This is a genomic window from Methylophaga marina (assembly GCF_030296755.1).
GTDB classification, from domain to species: domain Bacteria; phylum Pseudomonadota; class Gammaproteobacteria; order Nitrosococcales; family Methylophagaceae; genus Methylophaga; species Methylophaga marina.
On record NZ_AP027741.1, the window covers coordinates 1,030,220 to 1,050,866 of the forward strand.

Consider the following 20,647-nt stretch of genomic DNA (forward strand, 5'->3'; position numbering starts at 1 on the left):
ATTATTGTTTTATGCCTTAGACGTATAAACTCAGGCCGCTATCCTGCGTAACTGAACCTGCTGTTTCGTCGGCTTCACTCATTATATCGTCACTTTGACGATTGGCTTGAGTAAAATTCTGAGAATTCTGCATTTGCTGTGGCTGCTCATCTCTTTGCTGTTGTTGCTGTTGCTGACCTACTTCAGCATGAGTCAATTGCATACCGTTTTCGGCAAAACTCTCTCGTAATTTTGGTAAAGCTTGTTCCAGCGCATCGCGCGTTGTCGAGTGCTGAGCTAAGAAAGTTACACTGGCTTGTTCATTTTGTACATGGAGTTTTACTTCAACAGGGCCTAAATTTGCCGGGTTCATTTTCATTTCTGCCTGTTGAATACCCTCTTTAGCCATCCAGACCACACGGCTATTCATCACCTGTGACCATGCTGAGCTTTGTATGTTGGGCTGAACAGGCAAACTCACTACTGCACTGGCTGAGGCCGAGGGTGATGAACCAGATGTTGATGCTACACTGCTAGCTGTCGATGTATTCGTTGTCGGGCTCGCTCCAAATAAACGCTCCTGAAGCGTTTTATCTGCTCGAATACCAGACAAATCTATCTCTGTTCTATCTTTATTTTCTGTTTGAGCGGCGATCATATTACGAACAGTCATATTCTGTTCACCATCGACTTTTTGGCGCTGTCTGTTAATGGCATCCATAATATCAGCACGAATTTCGCTAGTTTTACCGTCGGCCTCATTCATGGATTGTAGTGCCTTGGCGAAATTCGGTACCTTGTCACCCTCGGCAGCATGTTGAGTTTGTTTGATAACCGCTTTTTCTGTATCTGTTACTGTCACCAGGCTGGCATCAGGCTGTTTTTTGTTAATCACATAAGACTCAGAAGCTTCATTAGTCGATTTTGTTTGAGTCGAAGCAGCCGCATTCGGTGTTGTTGACTCAGCAACGGCTTGCTTGCCTACAGATTTCTCAGCCACCCCAGCAGTGCTCACTTTGTTATCACTGTTTACTACTTTCGTTTCAGAGGCGGATACCGACACAACGTTTTTTTGCTCAGGCTCAACACTCACATTAGTTTGAGTGTCCGATGAGACTACATTGCTTTCGGCATTATCACTTTCACTATCTTGGTCATCAGACGGCAATTTGTTGCCGTCATCAGCGTCAGTTTTTTCCGTTTGCCCCTCTGCCTCGGCAGTGACTTTATCATCACTATCAGATTGTTCGTTGAGTTTATTCTCGGAAGCTTCAGAGGACTTCGACGGGGCCTTAGTGGATTCAGCAGGCTTATGCTCAGCTGTATTGATATGCTTGTCTAACGTCTCAGAGAAGGTATTATCTTTTGATATTTCTCTGGCCTTTGCAGGCTTTGTATTGACGACATTATCAGTCTGTATAGAAACACTTTGTGGCATACCGCCTCTCCTACTCAATCGTCGTTATCGACTTGTTCATGTAGATAAGAGCAAGCAATGTGCCAGATATGCTTTAGAAGAGTTCGATATCCCCTGCATCGACATTTTTTTGAGTAACTGATCTGTGTTGAGTTTCGTCAATTTTTTTGTGCAGCTCAGCTACAGTTTTTTTGACCTCGAGAAATTGCTGTTGGCATGCCGCCAGATCAGCATCACTCTCTGATGACGAAGGCAAATCATTGATAACCTGAATAAGGTCCGAAACAGTATTTAAACGCTTGTCCATGTGTTCACTTAATTGATGACACATGTCTTCAAACTGCAAAGACGTGACCGCCTGATTTACTAAACCCGAGATTTGCTGACTAATTTCGCTTGTGCCAGAGATAACAGATAAGGTTTTATTGTTGAGAGATGACATAGTCGTCATCATTTCAGCGACTTTCGCTTCACTATTTGTGACCAGATCCGTATCCGCAGTCACTAACTCTGCAATAACTGAGCTTGCCTCATCAATAGTTGATTTTACATTCATTGTGATCTTATTTATCTGATCACTAAACTCATCAGATTTTTGTGATAGTTTTCTGACTTCATCAGCAACTACAGCAAAACCACGACCTGTATCTCCAGCTCTGGCAGCTTCAATGGCTGCATTTAAGGCGAGTAAATTTGTCTGAGAAGCAATATCTTTGACGTCATCAAGCAGAGAAATAACACCATCTACTCTTCGATTAATTTCATCTAACTTTGCCATCACCAAACGACTATCGTCTGTGTTTTTTAGCAATGTCTGCACAAGAAAGCTCATCACAGACTCAGTCTCTTTGATAAACTCAGACAAGCCCTGCTCACCATCTTTTTGGTCAATCAAGCTATGGAGCATATCGTCCTCGTTTGAAGCCTGTTCATTCAATCCTTGGAAACTGTCTCCCAGTGACCGCACAGCATCATTTAAAAGCGTAGCTATTTGCTCATTCTCTGCACGTATATTTTCGATCTGCAAGCTGATATCAGTAACGACGTCTTTTTTTAACTTGTCTATATCTGCTGATTCAAATCGTGATGTATTGATTACTACCTGACTCTGAACAGGCATATTTTGAAACTGTAATAAAAACACCGAAACTGTGGCGAGTAGAACAAGCAATGCCGCCAGCCAATTCACCAAGAATAGGGCGACTAGAACAAATCCCAAGGACGATAGTGAAGCAATAACAAATTTTTTATTCAGTAATTTTTTCATCATATCGTCCTTAATTAACTATCGAACCTGTAACAAAGCTTATCGACCCTGCTTCATGATCTCTTGAGCGATTTTATCCAGTGGCAGCATGAGTTCAGCGGCACCAAGCTTATAAGCTGCACCTGGCATACCCCAGACTACGCTGCTTTTTTCATCCTGAACCATGTTACTCGCTCCATTCTCCCTCATCTCCAACATCCCTCTAGCACCATCATCACCCATGCCGGTCAACATAACCCCAATGGCATTGGCCCCGACATTTTGAGCAATCGAACGAAAGAGAACATCCACGGAAGGTTTATGGCGTGAGACTGCAGGCCCATCATTCAAACGGCAATAGTAACGAGCACCGCTACGCTCGACTAATAGATGCTTATCACCAGGCGCAATGTATGCATGTCCAGGCAGAATCTGTTCTCCATCAATGGCCTGACTAACATTAAGGGCTGACATTTTATTTACCCTTTCAGCAAAAGGGGCACTGAAGCTAGCTGGAATATGCTGAGTAATAACAATGCCCGGCGCATTCGCTGGTAAAGCACATAAGACTGTTTTTATTGCTTCTGTTCCGCCCGTAGAAGCGCCAATGGCAACGATTTTTTCTGTGGTTTTTAAGGGGATGTTTTTGGTGCTCTTAGCGATGACGGCATCTGCTGTTAAGCGCTCCTCAACTTCCAGCATGGCTTTTGTGGTTAATTGCTGAGGCTGAACGCCTGCCGCCGCTTTAATCTTACTGATAATTTCTTCTGAGTAGGAGGACAATGTTTGAGATAAATCTAATTTGGGTTTTTCTACGAAATCAAATGCACCTAAAGCCATCGCTTCAAGGGTAATTTGTGCGCCTTTTTCAGTTAGGGTTGACACCATAACAACTGGCATTGGTCTGAGCCGCATCAGATTACGTAAAAATGTCACCCCGTCCATCTTTGGCATTTCAACATCCAGCGTTAACACATCTGGATTAAACTGTTTAATCTTGTCTCTCGCCTGATAAGGGTCCCCAGCAGTGGCAACAACTTCTAGCTCAGGATCAGAATTGAGAATTTCTGTTAGCAACTTACGAACTAGAGCTGAATCATCAATAACAATGACGGAAATCTTTTTCATGGCTGACCTTTACTCAAACAATTCCACGCCACCGCTAAGCGATGTTTCTTTTAAGCGTTCATGATACTGAGACTCGCGAACCAGGATTGTATCGTTGTATAAATGTTGAATACGTTTGATAAACATTTTTCCTGTTTGAGGGTAATACATTAATTTTCGCGGGTAGATATCACCTAAATCATAGGCAATAACAGGAATGCCTTCGAGTTTTGCAAAATTAAGTACAAACTCACTATTCTGGTGACCAATATCATTGGAAATCCCATCAATAATTTTGCCACCACCACAGACTTTCATTTCCAGGTTTTTACGCGTACCGCCCGCCTTTAGAATTTCGTTAATCAATGCTTCCATAGCATAGCTACCATATCGCGTCCCTAATTTTTTCCAACACTCACTCGTACCATCGCCTTCACAGGGCAACATAAAGTGATTCATGCCAGCGATACCAGCCACAGGATCACGAATACAGGCTGCAACGCACGATCCCAGTGTGGTCGCAATCAGTTCTTTCGCACCACGATTAACATAAATTTCACCAGGCAAAATTTTCGCCACCCAGGCTTGGCGAGAGTTATCCCAATAACGGTTTATATTTTCAAATCCAGCTAATGCCTGAGGCATATCCGTTTTTAATGCCATCATGTAATACGCCGATATATCGTATTGCCATCAGAAACAAACTGGTTACTGATATTGAATAAGGTTTCTGAGTGACCGATAAAGAGATATCCACCAGGTAACATTTTTTCAGCGAAACGATGAAAAAGACCAACCTGCGTTGTTTTATCAAAATAGATAATGACGTTTCGGCAGAAAATCACATCAAACGTTCCTTTCATTGGGAAAGGGTGTAAAAGGTTAAGGCGCCTGAAGGAGATAAACTCTTTTAAAAAAGACTTCACTTTAACCAGCCCATTATTTTCAGCTTTTCCACGTGAGAACCAAGCATGTTTCTCGTCCTCTGAAAATTGACTTACCCGCTCAATGGTGTAAATCCCGGAAGCAGCTTGTTCTAGTACGTTCGCATCTAAATCTGTCGCCAGTACTTTGACATCCCAACCAGGGTGTCCTTTAAAAAACTGATGTAAGCAGATAGCCAAGCTATATGGTTCCTCACCAGTGGAACAACCCGCTGACCATATTCGTATTTTTTTAGTCGCCTGATTTTTAATCAACAGTTCAGGAAGTACATGTTGTTTCAAATAATCAAAATGATGTTTTTCACGAAAAAAGGCGGTTAAATTCGTTGTGATGGCATTGATTAATAACTCAATGGTGTCAGGGTCACCGTTATCAACTGCCAGACAAAATGCGTCAAAACTCCCACCATAGTTTCTACGAACATGTTTAGATAAGCGGCTATAAACCATATCTTTTTTTGCCGCAGGCAGCAGGATGCCTGTCTGCGCTGTGACGAAGCTACTTATTCGAGCAAAATGTTTATCTGAGAACTCAAATTCTCGTGCCGCTTTATCCATAAAACAGTCTTTCTCATTGGAAGGATTAATTGATGAATGGGCTAGAACTCTTCCCATTCATCACTTTCCTGCTCTTTAGTCATTACCTGCCTTTTTGTTGGTAATGATGGCTGAGGAGGAGTCTTAGCATGAGTCGCTATTTGGCGTTTTACATGAGAAGTAGAGGCTTTAGGCGTCGTAACCTGGCGCGGTGTATGCTGTTCAGTAGCATTTGTTGTGAAAAATTGCATCATTTCTTCCAGATGCTTGCCTTGTTCATCTAGAGATTCGCTCGCCGCTGCTGCTTGCTCCACTAGTGCAGCATTTTGCTGTGTCATTTCATCCATTTGTGTCACAGCCTGGTTGACTTGCTCAATACCCGATGTCTGTTCAGTACCTGCTGCCGCGATTTCAGAGATAATATCGCCGACTTTTTTTGCACCTTCAACAATTTCTTCCAATGTCTTCCCTGATTCATTTACAAGAGTAGAGCCCTCTCTTACTTTCTCACCACTATCATTAATGAGCTCTTTTATCTCTTTGGCAGCAGCAGCAGATCGTTGTGCTAAATTACGGACTTCAGAAGCCACTACGGCAAAACCTCGGCCTTGCTCTCCAGCGCGAGCGGCTTCCACAGCCGCATTGAGTGCCAACAAGTTAGTCTGAAACGCAATCTCATCAATCACGCCAATGATGTCTGCTACACGCTTACTGGAAGTACTGATGGCAGCCATGGCCTGAATCGCTTCCTGGATGACATTGCCACCTTTTTCAGCTTTACTTCTGGCGTCTACAGCAAGTTGATTAGCCTGACGAGCATTGTCGGAATTTTGTCTGACTGTGCTGGTGAGCTCCTCCATACTCGCCGCTGTTTCTTGTAATGACGACGCTTGCTCTTCTGTTCGCTGACTTAGATCCGTATTGCCTTGGGAAATTTCACTCGCCGCGGAAGAAATACTGATCGATGCTTCGATAATGTCTTGCACAATCGTTGAAATTTTGCTGATTGAACCATTGACCGCTTGTTGCAGCAGTGCGAACTCTCCTTCAAACTCACCATCCATTAGTCTAGTGAGGTCACCTTGCGCCAATGCATTCATAACCATGGATGTAGCTGATAAGGCCTTCTGAACGTCAAACTGTAAGTGTTTCTCTTCAGTGATATCTGAAGCGTATTTCACCACCTTATAGGGCTTACCGTTCAGGTCAAAAATCGGATTGTAACTGGCCTGTAACCAAATATCTTTACCATCTTTACCAACGCGCTGATACTCACCAGAATCAAACTCGCCGCGATTCAGCTTTGCCCAAAACTCTATATAATCAGGACTTTGTGCTACCTCTGGCACAGCAAACATACGATGATGCTTGCCTACCACTTCCTCACGGCTATACCCCACCACATTAAGAAAATTATCATTCACACTGCGAATGGTGCCATCCATATTGAAACTGATCACACCCATCGCCTTGTTAATAGCAGAAATTTGACCTTCAAAATTGGCACGTTGTAATTTTGTTTCTGTAATATCTGTGGCAAATTTCACCACTTTGAATGGTTTACCATTCATATCAAGAATAGGATTGTAGCTAGCTTGTAACCAGATTTCCTTGCCACCATTGGCAATTCGTTTGTATTCACCACTATCAAACTCACCACGATTGAGTTTTGTCCAGAATTCAGCATACTCAGCACTTTGAGCTAGCTCAGATGTGGCAAACATTCGATGATGCTTACCGATGACATCTTCACGACTATAGCCCACCACTTTGAGAAAGTTTTCATTTACATCAATGATGGTGCCATCCATTTCAAAACTAATCACTCCCATCACTTTGTTGATGGCATCAAATTGACCATGAATATCAGCATTACGAAGTTTTTCTTCAGTGACATTGTGCCATTCAAGCATATTGCCGATATAGCTATCCTCTTCATCCAACATGGCTGTTACATTTAGACGAAAGGCAAGTGGACCGACTTTGATGTCTGCTTGATGAGGTAAATTATCGGGATTACTGAGCATTTGCCTTTGATGAGCAGGATTTTTATGGAACATATCAATATTACTTCCGACCAATCCTTTTATGGAAAATCCAGGGTAGATTCTTCTTAACGTCTCTTCATGCTCTCCCAACATATTTAATGTTGATTGATTGGCATATGTAATAGTGAAGTCTCTATCAATCATCATTACCGCCGTGACCGCATTATCAAGTGCGTTGGCTCTATTTAAGATGTCTTTATCTGCCTTTTCATTAACAGCCATGTCTCTCTCCTCCATGGGATATGCTCCCGTCGTCATTTTTTTAATAACGTTATCTAATGTTTCGTTCCATGCTGATGCAACAGGTTCTGACCATGATGACTCAGCATATTTTTCCAGCACCTTTAACAAGCAACTTTTGACAGCCTGATAATCTGGCTCTTTCACGCCATATGAAATGTGACGTTCACCTAATTCAGTCAAATAACTATCTAGTAAGGCTGGGTGACGCAGGTTTTGTACCAATAACACTAAAGCAGCTAATAATTTTTTCTGTTGCCCTTGCTGCGAGATACTTTTAAACAAGCCTTTTAGCTCCGGGTGCTGTTGAAAAAGCAACGTGTAAAAGTCGGCAACGACATATTCACCACGAGCGGCAATAGGAATGAAGCTCTCTTCTACCAGCTCGATATTCGTTTTAGGCGGTAATGACACTTCAGCCATAGCGTCTTCTGGTAATGATGATGTATCAGCAGATCTGTTCGTTGATTGTGTCGGGGGTTGATTATCTGCAGTCAACCAGGCAAGAGGATCGTTGCCCATTACATTTTTACTCTTGGCCATCAGCCACTCTCCTCTCTAAGACATCGCTAGCCAAAGAAAAATAGTCTTCTGCACCGGAGCTCTTTTTCCGATAGTCGAAAATAGTTTTACCAAAGCTAGGGCATTCTGCTAACGCCACGTTTTCACGAATAGGTGTGAATAGCACTCTACTAGGAAAATATTTCAGTACGCGTTTACGCACTTCTGCTGTGAGTTTTCTACGTAACTGCATCCGCGTTGATACCAGCCATAATCGAATACGGTGCCCAGAGATTTCTTCTGAACGTTTAAGGATCTGCATCATGCGTGATAGGCCTTGTAATGACAGATAGTCTCCAGATACGGGCACAATCAATTCACTAGAAGCAAACATCGCATTAACACCCAGTAAACCTGATGAGGGCGGACAATCTATCAACACAAAATCATAAGCTGATAATGACGACGCTTCGATTGCTTTTCTTAAGCGATGACCGCGCTCTACCCCACCTTCATTCAGGTGTTCAAACTCATTCAAGCGTGGCCCTGCTGGCACGACATCAAGGTTGTCCCGGGCATGCAGCTTGACGGTATCAATGGTCTCCCCTCCAACAGCACAACATCAATGCCGAGCTGCTGATTGTCCAATCCTAAACTGGTGGCCACTTGCCCTTGAGGATCCATATCAATCATGGCTACTTGTTTGCCTTGGATAGCGAGTGCATGCCCAAGATTGACGGTTGTTGTCGTTTTCCCAACGCCCCCTTTTTGGTTCATAATCGCAATGATGCGAACGTGTTCAGAAGTCATCATTAGCCTATTTGCTCTACGCTGAGAAGCTTATCGATATCCAGTAACATCAACATACATTCATCGATGTCAGCAATCCCTTTAATAAAGCTGGTATCAACGATACTGCCTAAGTCTGGTGCATTTGAAATCATATCTGGATGAACATTGTATGCATCAGACACAGCATCAACGACTATACCTAGAATTCGGTCAGTTATACCTTCCACTTTGACAACAACGACAACAGTAGTCTTGGTGTAGGCATTGAAAGGCATACCGAATAGCAATCGAAGATCGATAATCGGCACAATCACGCCACGCAAATTTAATACACCACAGACATGTTCTGGTGTATTTGGAATCGATGTCACCGACCCCCAGCCTTTTATCTCCTGCACACGCAGGATCTCCACACCATAATGTTCGCTATCCAACTCAAATGTCAGGTACTGCTGGGAACCATCGTCGATGCTGTCAGCAATATCAAGAATATCCAGAATCTCATTTTCTGTGTTCATCTCAGCCATGACTCAAACCACACTCTTGAGAGAAGTTTGTTTTATTATTGATGGCTCTTTGTGCATTGCCATCACCCCTGCAATATCCAGGATTAAAGCAACTGTTCCATCACCTAGGATGGTTGCGCCAGCGAGACCTTTCACTTTACGGAAATTCGTCTCTAGACTCTTAATGACAACTTGTTGTTGTGCCAGAAGCTCATCAACAAACAAACCAATTTTGTAATCCTCACAGTCCACAATCACCAGCAAACCATGTTCTAGATCTTCAATACCGCCATCCAGGTTGAACACATGCCGCAATCTGATAAGCGGTACGTATTCGTCCCTGATTTTGTATAACTCCCCTTTACCAGTCACTTTTTTGACTTTGCTGATATCCACTTCAACAGATTCAATAATGGAAATCAGAGGAATGATGTAACGTTGATCTGCAACCTGAATAATCTGACCATCCATGATCGCCAATGTCAGAGGTAGTCTAATAGTGAATGTTGACCCGATTCCTGACTCAGATTTCACCTCAACAGCCCCTCCCAGGCTGTTAATATTTTTCCTCACCACATCCATGCCGACACCACGGCCAGAGAGATCACTTACTTGATCGGCAGTAGAAAAGCCCGGTAAGAATATAAGTTCATGTATTTTCTCAGGTGAAAGTGATTCATTCGGCTCGACCAAACCTTTTTCGATTGCCTTCTGTAAAATCTTCTCTTCGTTTAACCCTGCACCGTCATCACTAATCTCAATCACAATATTGCCACCCTGGTGATAGGCATTGAGTTTTAGAACACCGGTTTCAGATTTGTTAGCCGCCAGGCGTTTTTCGGGTGTTTCCAGGCCATGATCCAGGGAGTTGCGAACAAGATGAACAAGTGGATCACCAATTTTTTCCATCACTGTTTTATCAAGTTCGGTCTGCTCGCCGGTCAGCACCAGTTCCACCTGCTTTCCAAGTTTGCTGGTCATATCATGGACAAGGCGAGGGAAGCGATTAAACACAAAACTGATGGGCAACATACGAATACGCATGATGCTTTCTTGCAACTCTCGGGTATTACGCTCTAACTGCTCTAAACCATCAATTAGTTGTGGCAGCATACTGACATCAAAATTATCACCGATCTGACCTAACATCGACTGAGTAATAACCAACTCACCGACTAAGTTGACGAGTGAGTCGACTTTATCTGTACCCACGCGTATAGAAGCGGTGGAGGCATCACTGCTGACTGTTTTCTTTTTAGGTGCGACGTCATTTTTGATTGGTGTTTTTGATGGAGCATCACCGGCTATAGAGGCGAGGTCAGTCGCCATGGGTTGAGATACAGCTTCAACAACCTCAGGTTTATCATGGCTCTGTTGTTCCTGTAACAGTTCAGGTGAGTCTGAAGCTTCATTTTCTTGAAGTCGTTCAATTGTTAGCTCACAATCACCATCCACCCATTCGAAGACTTCATTTATCTCAGCTTCATCCATTTCGCCAGTAAGCGTCAGTTCCCAACTGAAATAACATATTTCAGGGTCAAGGTCTGTAAAAGGTGGCAACTCTTCATCATTCACATTTACAGCTAATTCACCAAGTTCAGCTAGCTCACGGAACATACGTATGGGTTCATTACCCGTTTGAAGCAGGTGAGGTAGTGGTTTGAAGTGAATCAACCAAGACTGTTGCTGAGTATTCGTTTCAGTAGTATCAGACTCATCGCTGTCTGGTACGGAGGTATCTTCAACATTCATCCCAGTTTCAGCCACAGCAGCATCTAATATCTTCTCAAGCGCGTGAGAAACTTGAGCTACTTTTTCCTCATCAACATCTGAGCTGTTTTGAACAGCTGTCAACATTTCACGTAAGGTATCGACAGCGGAGAGTAATGTTTCAATGACCTCATGAGTTGCTTCACGCTCACCGTTACGAATTTGATCTAAAAGGGTTTCAAGACCATGCGTGAACTCAGAAATATGGCTAAAGCCGAACGTGCCAGCCCCACCTTTAATTGAGTGTGCAGCACGAAAAATGCCATTAACCGTATCATCATCGATCTCCCCTTGAGACATGCTCAGCAGGCCTGTTTCCATAATATCGAGGCCTTCGAAGCTTTCTTCGAAGAATACGCCATGAAATTGGGTAACATCGATGCTCATCTGTCTACCCCAGGACTTTTTTCACCGTTGCTAAAAGCTGATCTGGATTAAAAGGTTTAATCAACCAGCCCGTAGCACCGGCAGCACGCCCTTCTTGTTTCTTTTCAGGGCCTGCCTCGGTTGTCAAAACAAGAATGGGAGCAAACTTAAAACTAGGTAACTTTCTTAATTCTCGAGTTAGCGTCAGGCCGTCCATCACTGGCATATTGACGTCCGTAATCACGAGATCAAAAGATTGTCTTTGAGCAATATCCAGTGCTTGTTTACCATCATCTGCCAGCGTGACTTTATGCCCTGCTCCTTGCAAAGTGAATGTCACCATTTGGCGCATTGAGGCAGAATCATCGACTGCGAGAATATTAGCCATAACAAAAAAGCTCCTTCTTTAACTGTAGTTTTTTTATATTTTATTGTGCGTAAAATGCTTTGATACCCAATCTATCGACAGCTTCACAAAAAAGTTGACTAGGATTTGACCAAATGACTACCAGCCCCTGAAGTTGGGCATCCCGAGAGAATGAATAAAAAAGCTGAATAACGGCCGTGTCGATACGTTCAATATCACTTAAATTAATTTGAATAGCCTGACCTTCAGCCATGGCCATTAAGAGCTGGGCATATAAATCTGCAACTTGTGCGATGGTGACAGACTCAGCACAGTTTATTTCGACAATAGACTCAGCCATTTTTCTATTCCCTCTATTTCTATAGACGATAGATGATGATTTTTCTCACTTGACTCATCTTCACTATTGTTTTTCATATCGTTTTACTAATATCGGCCAGTAATGAGAAAAAATTATCCTGTTTTTCAATTATCTAAAATTTAAGTATCTATTTTATTTATTTCGATTTCTCAACCATGCACCATTAGTATGTTCATCCATTTCAACCTGCTCCCTCTTTAACTGTTTCTTGAGCTCAGTTGCTTCGTAGCGGGCCATTAAAGCATCAATTGCCTGCTCTTTATTTCTTGCTTGCAACCAAAGCTTCTGTTGACGCTCTACATTGGCATTGGCTGACTTAACTTGGGATTCTTGGCTGAGAATAGCTTGATCTAGTTTTGCTAAAAAGCTTCTTAAATCGAGAGCTTTTTTGGCCGTCATGACCATAGGATCATCCTGGCGAAATCGTGCCAAGTATTCGGCTCTGTATTGACGGAGATCATCCAATTGGAATTGCTCCTGTTGAAGTAAGGCATTTTGCTGGCCGAGTTTTTGTAATTCTGACTCCGTTGCCTTTCTTGCCATTTCTATCACGGGATCAAGTTTACGACTACGACTCATGTATTGACTCCACGTTAAGCACGAACATTAAAAACGCCGGGTATTTCCATCCATCAGCATTGGGGCTTGTGATACGTTTTGTTGCTGCTGATTCTGTAATTGCTTTCTTAACTCAAGCACCTGTTTCAGACGTTGATCACTTTGCTCCCAGTTCACCGCTTCATTCATTCCCTGTCGTAACAGCTGAAGTAAAGCAGGGAACATCGCTATCGACTCATCAATAGCAGGATCACTTCCCTTACTATAAGCGCCTACACTGATAAGATCTTGATTTTGTCGGTAAGTGGAATAAATCTGTTTGAACTGCTGGGCCTGTTTCAGGTGGTCTTCACTGACTATATTTGGCATCACCCGACTAATCGAGGCTTCCACATCAATCGCAGGATAATGGCCCGACTCGGCCAGCTGTCTTGATAACACTATATGACCATCCAAAATTGCACGAGCCGCGTCTGCAACCGGATCCTGTTGATCGTCACCTTCGGTTAACACCGTATAAATAGCAGTGATAGCCCCACCATTAAGTGGACCATTCCCTGCACGCTCCACTAATTGCGGTAATAAGGAAAAAACGGAGGGTGGATAACCTTTAGTTGCCGGAGGTTCGCCAATCGCTAATGCAATTTCACGCTGTGCCTGGGCAAAGCGAGTCAACGAATCCATCAGCAATAATACTTGCTTACCTTGGTCCCGAAAGTATTCTGCAATACTGGTAGACAACATCGCACCGTGCAATCGCATCAAAGGCGAATGGTCGGCAGGTGAGGCAACAACAACCGACCGTGACATTCCTTCCTCACCAAGAATATCTTCAATAAATTCTTTTACTTCTCGACCACGTTCACCAATCAAACCAACGACAATGACATCGGCCTCTGTAAATCGTGTCATCATGCCCAATAACACACTTTTACCCACACCACTGCCAGCGAACAGGCCCATACGTTGGCCTCGGCCTACGCTGAGCAAGGCATTAATGCTCTGGACTCCCACATCCAGATGCTGACGAACAGGAGAGCGTGCTAGTGGGTTTACCGGTTCACCGTGTAAGGGAACCTTATCTTGAACACGAAGTGGGCCTTTACCATCTAAGGGTTTACCAGCGCCATCCACAACACGGCCAAGCATCGCTTCGCCGACAGGCACTTGAGAATCACTACGGACCGGCCTGACTTTCGCATTAGGTACCAAACCTCGCATATCACCTGTCGGCATGAGAAACGTCGTTTCGCCAGAAAAGCCGACCACTTCCGCTTCTATCGGTTTTTGTCCCTTACCAATAATCTCACAACGACTACCAATAGGCACCTGAAAGCCTACCGCTTCCAATGTTAACCCCACCATTCTGGTCAACCGCCCTTCAATCAATACATCCTGCTCGTCACCAGAATCCAATCGCTGCTGATATTGCATCAGTTTATTTTGTAGTCGCGATTGGCGTTCCGCATTAGTCATTGTCAGCGTCTCTCTCATCGCCAAGGACTTTACTAATGATGCTATTCAATCTTGATTCAACGGTTGCATCCACACTAGTGTCAGACGTTTCCAGTCTTAATCCACCCCGGGTTAATAAAGGATCTTCTATCCATTGGTATTTGTTTGAATCATGCTCAAGAGATAAGCCTTTCTGAATAATCAAAAGATCATCTGGATGAACATAAATTTTGAGTTGACGGTCACTGATGGGTAAAGCTTCCAACGCCGCACGCATAGCACCGATAACATGCTCGGGTTGATGCTTAAGTTCGCGACGAACCAACTGGCGAGTCATGGTTATCGCTAGATTGACCAGATCTTTTTCTAAAAGCTCATCGAGTTCTGTCAGGGGTTGCTGTAATGTTTGGAGCATTTGCTGGAGCTTTTCAACCTGCAGCTGAATATCTTTCAGCCCAGCTTCCTGACCGTCAGCAAAACCAGCCTGGTGTCCTTCTTCGTAACCCGCCTTATAACCTTCTTCTTGCGCTTGTTGCTGAAGCGCTTCAATGGCTTTGATATCAAGTACTTGGGGCGCATCCTTATCTTCAACGTCCGTCACTGACACCATTCTTGGTGCCTCCCAACGTTTTATCGCATCAGCAATCTCATCGGCAGATAAGACATCAGCTTGTTTAGTAACAACTGTGTCATCAGACGAAGTCATCACCTGCACCTCCGCCTAGCATAATTTCGCCTTTATCAGACAAGCTTCGTGCTGTGGCAAGAATGGCTTTTTGTGCAGCCTCAACATCACTCAAACGAACCGGCCCCATGGCCTCTAAATCATCACGCATCATCTCGCCTGCACGTTGTGACATATTACGCAGGAATTTCTCTTTCAATGCATCATCAGCACCTTTCAAGGCAAGTTGTAATTGATCTGTCTGAATTTCACGCATCAAGGTTTGCATACCACGATCATCCACATCAATAAGGTTTTCAAAGACAAACATAAGATCTTCGATATTTTGACCAAGATCAGGTTCACTTTCTTTGATTTTTTCCATGATAGCGGCTTCAGATGTGCCATCAACGAAGTTGAGAATATCGGCAGCCGTTTTCAGACCACCAACCATGGTGGACTGCCCTCCTGCAGCACCGGTAAATTGTTTTTCCAGAATTTCATTGAGCTCACTCAATGCCGAAGGCTGCACCCCATCAAGCGTCGCTATCCGCAAAATAATGTTGGCTTGATCACGAGCAGGGAACTGTGACAAAACTCCTGCTGCCTGATCGGCATCAAGAAATGAGCAAACAATCGCGATAATCTGAGGGTGTTCAAGTCGGATGATTTCATAAATGCCTCTGGCATCCATCCACTTAAGCTGTTCAAGACCATTGGTATTACTACCCGATAGAATACGATCTAATAAGCTGCCAGCACGATCTTCACCTAAAGCACCCACCAGCATTTTACGAACATAATCATGTGAGCCGATACCCAGTCCGGTTTCTTGCTCGACAGTGGTAACAAAACTATCCAGTACAGATCGAACTTCCTCACGCGTCACATTTTGTAAGGTCGCCATTGCCTGACCGACTTTCTGAACCTCTTTCGGGCCCATATGCTTGAGTATAGCCGCCGCTTCCTCTTCACCGATAGATCGTAAAAAGACAGCCGCTTTTTCAGTGCCTGTCAGTTTTCTGAGTTCTTCTGCCATTAGGCATCACCCGCCGTCCAATTTTTGACTACTTGCGCCACGAGCGCAGGGTCTTGCTGCACTAAACTTCGGACATTAGATAGTTGCTCTTCCATCTTTTCCGAACCAGTGGTCAGTTTAGCAATCTCTTCACCGCTTGCGCTACTTCTAGCTAAAACTTCTTCTGGTGATAAATTGTCATTATCACTCTCGGTGACGGGCACTTTCGTCATATCTCTGAATGCTGGACGAATCACACCAAAGATAAGGAACAGAACAACCAGTGCACCACCCACTTGTTTGGCTAGATTCCAGACCCAAGGCTCTTCCCAGATTGGTTTTTCAGGCAAGGCTTCAACCGTTTCAGGTGCCATGAATGGGGCATTGACCACATTCAAACTGTCGCCTCGCGCTTTGCTAAAGCCAATGGCATCCATGACTAAGGCATTGATACGGGTCATTTCTGATTCAGACAATGGTACGGAAGTAACATTACCTTCGGCATCCACTGTTCTTCTCTCGTCAACCAATACGGCCACACTCAGTTTTCTGACATTACCAGGTGCCATTCGGGTATGACTGATAGTACGGTCTAACTCAAAATTACGTGTCGTGCTTTTTCTGCTTGAACCAGGCGCTGTTGTCGTAGTGGCCGCTTCATCAGCACCTTCCTCTGGAACCGCTTGCTCAGGTGCAACACCACCACCAGGAGGTTGATTACTGAGTGCGCCGGGCACGCCAAACGGTCCACCATTACCAACACGCTCTTCTTCTTGCAGCTGCTCACTTCTCACTGCTGTCATGTCCGGGTTATAACTTTCGTGTGTTTGTTCAGACATTGTAAAGTCAACATCGGCCACGACCTGTGCACGTACACCATTCATACCCACAATAGGTGACAAGATATTTTCTATGCGGTCGATATAGATTTGCTCAACCTTACGTGTGTATTCAAGCTGGGTATCACTCATTGCCACACCCGCCGCACGCTCTGGTTGAGTTAATAAGTTGCCACGCTGATCCACAATAGTGACATCGGCATTTTTCATATCTGGCACACTGGAGGCGACCATGTGTGTGATGGCTGCCACCTGAGATTGGTCAAGTGTTCTGCCAGCATAAAGATGAACCACCACAGAAGCGGTTGGATCTTTACGATCGCGTACAAAAACAGATTGTTTAGGAATAGCAAGATGCACTCGCGCACTTCTGACGTTATTGAGTTCAGCAATGGAGCGAGATAACTCCTCTTCCATTGCACGCTGGTAACGGGCTCGCTCGATAAACTGACTGGTACCAAACCCTTGATCCTGATTCAGCATCTCCATGCCCAGGGCAGCACTTCTGGGTAGGCCTTCAGCAGCAAGTTTCATTCGCAATGTTTGCACATCACCAGCAGGTACTAACAATGCGCCAGTGGCCGGATCCAATTTGTAATCGACATTCATCTGCTGCAAAACGTCAACAACTTCAGTCGATTCAGCAGGTGCCATATTCGCGAAAAGGACCTGATATGAGGGAGTTTGTGACCACAACAGCACGTAACCACCTACGGCGATACTGGCTGCAATTGCCAATAAAAACAACATCTGTTTCACAACAGGTTGTTGAGAGATATTTGCCTGCATAGCGCCCAATGCTGTTGTGGGTCGTGCTGTTGGCATATTGGCTTGTGAGCCGGTGGTGGCAGGTGCGTTTTCCATAGTGTTTCTCTACTCAGGCATATTCGTCAATTAAACAGACATACGCATAACTTCTTGGTAAGCCTCAATCAGTTTATTTCTGACTTGTAAGGTTGCCTCAAAAGCGACACTGGCTTTTTGCGATGCAATCATGACATCAGCCAGATTGACATTCGGGTCACCTAACTCAAATGCCGTTTTTAAATCACCGGAGTTTTTTTGCAGATCATTCACCTCATTCACAGCTTTTTGCATTACGCTGCCGAAATCCACTCGACCATTGCTCTCAGCCTCACCAGAAGGCATGGGTTGTGTTGCTGGTGAAGCCTGAGCTTGTAAAGCTCGCATCTGAGTTAGTAATTGGTTGGGGTCGATAGCTTTAATCATCTTTGTCTCTGCTCCGCTATAAAAATGACGCTGATAGTTGCCTTATGCAGACTTCTTGCCAAGTTTTTCAGGGATTTCCACCCCTTGCTCACGGAATTTGGCGATTTTGTAACGCAAGGTACGTTCACTTATACCTAGCTCTTTTGCGGTCAGTCTTCGGCTGCCTTGATATTTTTCCAGCATGTCGAGAATATGACGTTGCTCTTGTGACCGTAAATCAAATCCCTCTACACTGCTTTTACTGCTTTCTGTAGATGAACTGACCTCAGTTTGACTCACTGAGGTATTCAACTCTTGGCCAGACACCGCCTCAAAAATAATATCTTTTGCTGTGATTGATTGACCCGATTGCAAAATTAACGCCCGCTGCAAGACATTATCTAACTCACGAACATTACCCGGCCAGTTGTGAGAAATTAAGCGAGACTTAGCCGCAGCATCAAGTAAAGGCGCGACGCGTCGTGATTGACTGGCATGTCGCGTCAACAGGCGCTGGGATAAAGGAAGAATATCATCCTGACGTTGTCTAAGAGGTGAAATTTCCAATGGGAAAACATTCAAACGATAATATAAATCCTCACGAAAACGGCCGGCTTTGACCTCCTCTCGTAAAGTTCTATTGGTGGTGGCTAACACTCTGACATCCAGCGGTATCACCTTCCTGCCACCAATACGTTCCACTTCACGCTCCTGCAAAACACGTAAGAGTTTTGCTTGCAACGATAAGTCCATTTCAGAGATTTCGTCTAATAAAATCGTGCCATGATTAGCTTGTTCAAATTTACCGGCATAGGCTTGGCTGGCGCCTGTAAACGCCCCTTTCTCATATCCAAAAAGAGTTGCTTCAAGCATATTCTCAGGAATAGCCGCACAGTTAATCGCTACAAAAGGATGTGAAGATCGGGGGGAATGTACATGAAGGTAGCGAGCTAACACTTCTTTACCAGTGCCACTCTCGCCATTGATAAGTACAGTGGCATCACTGTCGGCCACACGCTTGGCGATAGCTTGCAGATCTTTCGATGCCTGGGCCTGCGCCACCATGTCATCTTCTTCAGTGCCAATATCATTGATATAGCGCTGCACGCGCTGTAAGAGTTCATCAGCTTCAAACGGTTTTAATAAATAATCAGAAGCCCCCTGATGCATGGCATCGACAGCACTTTGTACGGTACCGTAGGCTGTCATCATCACCACAGGTAAATCAGGCATCATGGCTTTTGCCCGCTGCAGTAAAGTATGTCCATCCATCGGTGACATCTGTAAGTCACTTAATAGTAAACCCACTGGCTCGCTGGCGATCTTATCCAGTGCAGACTGTCCATGCTCCATACCAACGGCTCGATAACCAGCGAGTTCAAGTGTGTCGCATAATGCCGTGCGAAGATTAGCATCATCCTCGACCACTAAGATATTTGAGTGATTCATAATGCGACCTCCTCTGCTGCTTGCTCTGGCGATGTATTTGCTGATGTATAAATAGGAAACAATAATTTTACTGAGCTGCCTTTTTTGGGTTCACTTTCGATCGCAAGTAAGCCTCTATGGGCTTTGACAATTGACTGAACAACGGCAAGCCCAAGTCCGGTGCCATTAGAACGAGTGGTGTAGAAAGGCGTTAACACTTTATTTAGCTCAGCTTCAGACATCCCCTCTCCATTGTCATTTACGCTGATCTGGATGCATTGTTCTTTGGCGTTATTTTCAGCGTACTCTGCCATCACCTCAATCTGACCATGACCTTCACATGCTTGACGAGCATTATTGAGTAGATTGGTAATGGCGCTGATTAATGCAGATTGACTACCATAGATGTAATCGTCATTAACCTGGTTGACGAGTGTCATCGTCACTGTGCTGTTTTCTACATCATTTTGAGCAGAAAACTGTTGTTCTAATTCACTTAATAACTCACTCACCGCCACCGGTGAGGGTGATGCCATATTCCCTCTAGAGAAAGATAAAAGATCACGAATCAACTGCTCCATATGGGTGAGACTGTCTTTTACTCTTGTCGCAAAACGCTGCTTAACTTGTTCATCAGCCCCCTCTTTCAGTAAAGGTGAAAGATAGAGCATGGCGGATGACAGGGGGTTCTGATTTGATGAGCCAGTCTTGCTGTAACTTCACCGATGGTCGATAAACGTTGCAAATGGGAAACTTTGCTTTGCAGTGCTCGAGTATCCGTTACATCCTGTAATAAGATAATTTGTCCCGGTTCATGGCCAAGTGGATTCGTTGAGATGTGGACCAGGCGACCATCTTTTAAAGAGACATCATGACCATCACTGGGCTTGGGATCAAAAGCCCGTTCAATGACATTTACCCAACGCTCACCTGACAAAGGTTCACCCAACAACGATATCGCTGCCTCATTGGCTTCCTGAATAAAGCCGGAACCATCAATCACCACCACGCCTGCGGGTAGCACAGCCAATAAACGACTATGACGATTGGCGAGTTGGTCCGCATCGGTATTAGTGGATTGTTGAATATGTTCAGCTGAGATATGGCTGACATTTGAAATAGTGCTGAGATCGATGTCTCGTGAAAAGGGTTGCGACAGATAATTCGATTGTTGAAAATCGTCACCCAGTGATAATTTCAGATTCATGTTTCTTGCTCCTACATGCACTATTGCATCGTATTAGAGCCTGAGCAATTACCATGCCCAAAACATAAAACCTTATTTATCAAACACT

At 44.3% G+C, this 20,647-nt stretch carries 21 protein-coding genes; all 21 read right to left on the reverse strand.

Features of this window, described 5'->3' with window-relative positions; genetic code table 11:
- Positions 1-16 precede the first annotated feature (16 nt).
- Positions 17-1,417 carry a flagellar hook-length control protein FliK gene (locus QUE24_RS05325; RefSeq protein ID WP_286305577.1) on the reverse strand — a complete coding sequence of 467 codons (1,401 nt, stop codon included), beginning with the start codon at positions 1,415-1,417 and terminating at the stop codon, positions 17-19.
- Positions 1,418-1,490: 73 nt separating this feature from the next.
- Positions 1,491-2,666 carry a methyl-accepting chemotaxis protein gene (locus QUE24_RS05330; RefSeq protein ID WP_286305578.1) on the reverse strand — a complete coding sequence of 392 codons (1,176 nt, stop codon included), beginning with the start codon at positions 2,664-2,666 and terminating at the stop codon, positions 1,491-1,493.
- A 36-nt stretch (positions 2,667-2,702) separates the two neighbouring features.
- The gene (locus QUE24_RS05335; protein ID WP_286305579.1) at positions 2,703-3,770 is read right to left on the reverse strand and encodes a protein-glutamate methylesterase/protein-glutamine glutaminase; all 1,068 of its coding nucleotides are present in this window, start codon (positions 3,768-3,770) and stop codon (positions 2,703-2,705) included.
- Between the two features lie 9 nt (positions 3,771-3,779).
- Positions 3,780-4,415, reverse strand: a complete 636-nt coding sequence (gene cheD, locus QUE24_RS05340) for a chemoreceptor glutamine deamidase CheD (RefSeq protein ID WP_286305580.1) — start codon at positions 4,413-4,415, stop codon at positions 3,780-3,782.
- The gene (locus QUE24_RS05345) at positions 4,412-5,308 is read right to left on the reverse strand and encodes a CheR family methyltransferase (protein WP_286305581.1); all 897 of its coding nucleotides are present in this window, start codon (positions 5,306-5,308) and stop codon (positions 4,412-4,414) included. The genes cheD and QUE24_RS05345 overlap by 4 nt, the downstream gene beginning before the upstream one ends.
- Positions 5,293-8,061, reverse strand: a complete 2,769-nt coding sequence (locus tag QUE24_RS05350) for a methyl-accepting chemotaxis protein (RefSeq protein WP_286305582.1) — start codon at positions 8,059-8,061, stop codon at positions 5,293-5,295. The genes QUE24_RS05345 and QUE24_RS05350 overlap by 16 nt, the downstream gene beginning before the upstream one ends.
- Complete coding sequence (locus QUE24_RS05355) at positions 8,048-8,557, reverse strand: ParA family protein (RefSeq protein WP_286305583.1); 510 nt, start codon at positions 8,555-8,557, stop codon at positions 8,048-8,050. Before QUE24_RS05355 ends, QUE24_RS05350 begins: the two co-directional genes overlap by 14 nt.
- Complete coding sequence (locus tag QUE24_RS05360; RefSeq protein WP_286305584.1) at positions 8,554-8,832, reverse strand: ParA family protein; 279 nt, start codon at positions 8,830-8,832, stop codon at positions 8,554-8,556. Before QUE24_RS05360 ends, QUE24_RS05355 begins: the two co-directional genes overlap by 4 nt.
- Positions 8,832-9,338 carry a chemotaxis protein CheW gene (locus QUE24_RS05365; RefSeq protein WP_286305585.1) on the reverse strand — a complete coding sequence of 169 codons (507 nt, stop codon included), beginning with the start codon at positions 9,336-9,338 and terminating at the stop codon, positions 8,832-8,834. The genes QUE24_RS05360 and QUE24_RS05365 overlap by 1 nt, the downstream gene beginning before the upstream one ends.
- A gap of 3 nt (positions 9,339-9,341) precedes the next feature.
- Complete coding sequence (locus tag QUE24_RS05370) at positions 9,342-11,474, reverse strand: chemotaxis protein CheA (protein WP_286305586.1); 2,133 nt, start codon at positions 11,472-11,474, stop codon at positions 9,342-9,344.
- A gap of 4 nt (positions 11,475-11,478) precedes the next feature.
- Positions 11,479-11,841: a response regulator gene (locus QUE24_RS05375; RefSeq protein WP_286305587.1), complete on the reverse strand. Its 363-nt coding sequence runs from the start codon at positions 11,839-11,841 to the stop codon at positions 11,479-11,481.
- 40 nt (positions 11,842-11,881) lie between these two features.
- Positions 11,882-12,160, reverse strand: a complete 279-nt coding sequence (locus QUE24_RS05380; RefSeq protein WP_286305588.1) for an STAS domain-containing protein — start codon at positions 12,158-12,160, stop codon at positions 11,882-11,884.
- A gap of 153 nt (positions 12,161-12,313) precedes the next feature.
- Positions 12,314-12,760: a flagellar export protein FliJ gene (gene fliJ / locus QUE24_RS05385; protein WP_286305589.1), complete on the reverse strand. Its 447-nt coding sequence runs from the start codon at positions 12,758-12,760 to the stop codon at positions 12,314-12,316.
- A 27-nt stretch (positions 12,761-12,787) separates the two neighbouring features.
- On the reverse strand, positions 12,788-14,215 hold the full coding sequence (gene fliI / locus QUE24_RS05390) for a flagellar protein export ATPase FliI (RefSeq protein WP_286305590.1): 1,428 nt from the start codon (positions 14,213-14,215) through the stop codon (positions 12,788-12,790).
- Entirely contained in the window at positions 14,208-14,900 is a 693-nt protein-coding gene (locus QUE24_RS05395) for a flagellar assembly protein FliH (RefSeq protein ID WP_286305591.1), read from the reverse strand. The genes fliI and QUE24_RS05395 overlap by 8 nt, the downstream gene beginning before the upstream one ends.
- Positions 14,887-15,897 carry a flagellar motor switch protein FliG gene (fliG, locus tag QUE24_RS05400; RefSeq protein ID WP_286305592.1) on the reverse strand — a complete coding sequence of 337 codons (1,011 nt, stop codon included), beginning with the start codon at positions 15,895-15,897 and terminating at the stop codon, positions 14,887-14,889. The genes QUE24_RS05395 and fliG overlap by 14 nt, the downstream gene beginning before the upstream one ends.
- Positions 15,897-17,579 carry a flagellar basal-body MS-ring/collar protein FliF gene (fliF, locus tag QUE24_RS05405; protein ID WP_286305593.1) on the reverse strand — a complete coding sequence of 561 codons (1,683 nt, stop codon included), beginning with the start codon at positions 17,577-17,579 and terminating at the stop codon, positions 15,897-15,899. Before fliF ends, fliG begins: the two co-directional genes overlap by 1 nt.
- Before the next feature lie 30 nt (positions 17,580-17,609).
- Positions 17,610-17,945 carry a flagellar hook-basal body complex protein FliE gene (fliE, locus tag QUE24_RS05410; protein ID WP_286305594.1) on the reverse strand — a complete coding sequence of 112 codons (336 nt, stop codon included), beginning with the start codon at positions 17,943-17,945 and terminating at the stop codon, positions 17,610-17,612.
- A 42-nt stretch (positions 17,946-17,987) separates the two neighbouring features.
- The gene (locus QUE24_RS05415) at positions 17,988-19,373 is read right to left on the reverse strand and encodes a sigma-54-dependent transcriptional regulator (protein ID WP_286305595.1); all 1,386 of its coding nucleotides are present in this window, start codon (positions 19,371-19,373) and stop codon (positions 17,988-17,990) included.
- On the reverse strand, positions 19,370-20,023 hold the full coding sequence (locus QUE24_RS05420; protein WP_286305596.1) for a sensor histidine kinase: 654 nt from the start codon (positions 20,021-20,023) through the stop codon (positions 19,370-19,372). The genes QUE24_RS05415 and QUE24_RS05420 overlap by 4 nt, the downstream gene beginning before the upstream one ends.
- Entirely contained in the window at positions 19,999-20,559 is a 561-nt protein-coding gene (locus QUE24_RS05425; protein WP_286305597.1) for a PAS domain-containing protein, read from the reverse strand. Before QUE24_RS05425 ends, QUE24_RS05420 begins: the two co-directional genes overlap by 25 nt.
- Between the last annotated feature and the right edge of the window lie 88 nt (positions 20,560-20,647).

What these genes read in the sequence shown, in the direction of transcription:
- QUE24_RS05325 (WP_286305577.1), bottom strand. Translation starts at nt 1,417, where the DNA reads ATGCCACAAAGTGTTTCTATACAGACTGATAATGTCGTCAATACAAAG.
- QUE24_RS05330 (WP_286305578.1), bottom strand. Translation starts at nt 2,666, where the DNA reads ATGATGAAAAAATTACTGAATAAAAAATTTGTTATTGCTTCACTATCG.
- QUE24_RS05335 (WP_286305579.1), bottom strand. Translation starts at nt 3,770, where the DNA reads ATGAAAAAGATTTCCGTCATTGTTATTGATGATTCAGCTCTAGTTCGT.
- cheD (WP_286305580.1), bottom strand. Translation starts at nt 4,415, where the DNA reads ATGATGGCATTAAAAACGGATATGCCTCAGGCATTAGCTGGATTTGAA.
- QUE24_RS05345 (WP_286305581.1), bottom strand. Translation starts at nt 5,308, where the DNA reads ATGGGAAGAGTTCTAGCCCATTCATCAATTAATCCTTCCAATGAGAAA.
- QUE24_RS05350 (WP_286305582.1), bottom strand. Translation starts at nt 8,061, where the DNA reads ATGGCCAAGAGTAAAAATGTAATGGGCAACGATCCTCTTGCCTGGTTG.
- QUE24_RS05360 (WP_286305584.1), bottom strand. Translation starts at nt 8,832, where the DNA reads ATGATGACTTCTGAACACGTTCGCATCATTGCGATTATGAACCAAAAA.
- QUE24_RS05365 (WP_286305585.1), bottom strand. Translation starts at nt 9,338, where the DNA reads ATGGCTGAGATGAACACAGAAAATGAGATTCTGGATATTCTTGATATT.
- QUE24_RS05370 (WP_286305586.1), bottom strand. Translation starts at nt 11,474, where the DNA reads ATGAGCATCGATGTTACCCAATTTCATGGCGTATTCTTCGAAGAAAGC.
- QUE24_RS05375 (WP_286305587.1), bottom strand. Translation starts at nt 11,841, where the DNA reads ATGGCTAATATTCTCGCAGTCGATGATTCTGCCTCAATGCGCCAAATG.
- QUE24_RS05380 (WP_286305588.1), bottom strand. Translation starts at nt 12,160, where the DNA reads ATGGCTGAGTCTATTGTCGAAATAAACTGTGCTGAGTCTGTCACCATC.
- fliJ (WP_286305589.1), bottom strand. Translation starts at nt 12,760, where the DNA reads ATGAGTCGTAGTCGTAAACTTGATCCCGTGATAGAAATGGCAAGAAAG.
- fliI (WP_286305590.1), bottom strand. Translation starts at nt 14,215, where the DNA reads ATGACTAATGCGGAACGCCAATCGCGACTACAAAATAAACTGATGCAA.
- QUE24_RS05395 (WP_286305591.1), bottom strand. Translation starts at nt 14,900, where the DNA reads ATGACTTCGTCTGATGACACAGTTGTTACTAAACAAGCTGATGTCTTA.
- fliG (WP_286305592.1), bottom strand. Translation starts at nt 15,897, where the DNA reads ATGGCAGAAGAACTCAGAAAACTGACAGGCACTGAAAAAGCGGCTGTC.
- fliF (WP_286305593.1), bottom strand. Translation starts at nt 17,579, where the DNA reads ATGGAAAACGCACCTGCCACCACCGGCTCACAAGCCAATATGCCAACA.
- fliE (WP_286305594.1), bottom strand. Translation starts at nt 17,945, where the DNA reads ATGATTAAAGCTATCGACCCCAACCAATTACTAACTCAGATGCGAGCT.
- QUE24_RS05415 (WP_286305595.1), bottom strand. Translation starts at nt 19,373, where the DNA reads ATGAATCACTCAAATATCTTAGTGGTCGAGGATGATGCTAATCTTCGC.
- QUE24_RS05420 (WP_286305596.1), bottom strand. Translation starts at nt 20,023, where the DNA reads ATGCTCTATCTTTCACCTTTACTGAAAGAGGGGGCTGATGAACAAGTT.
- QUE24_RS05425 (WP_286305597.1), bottom strand. Translation starts at nt 20,559, where the DNA reads ATGAATCTGAAATTATCACTGGGTGACGATTTTCAACAATCGAATTAT.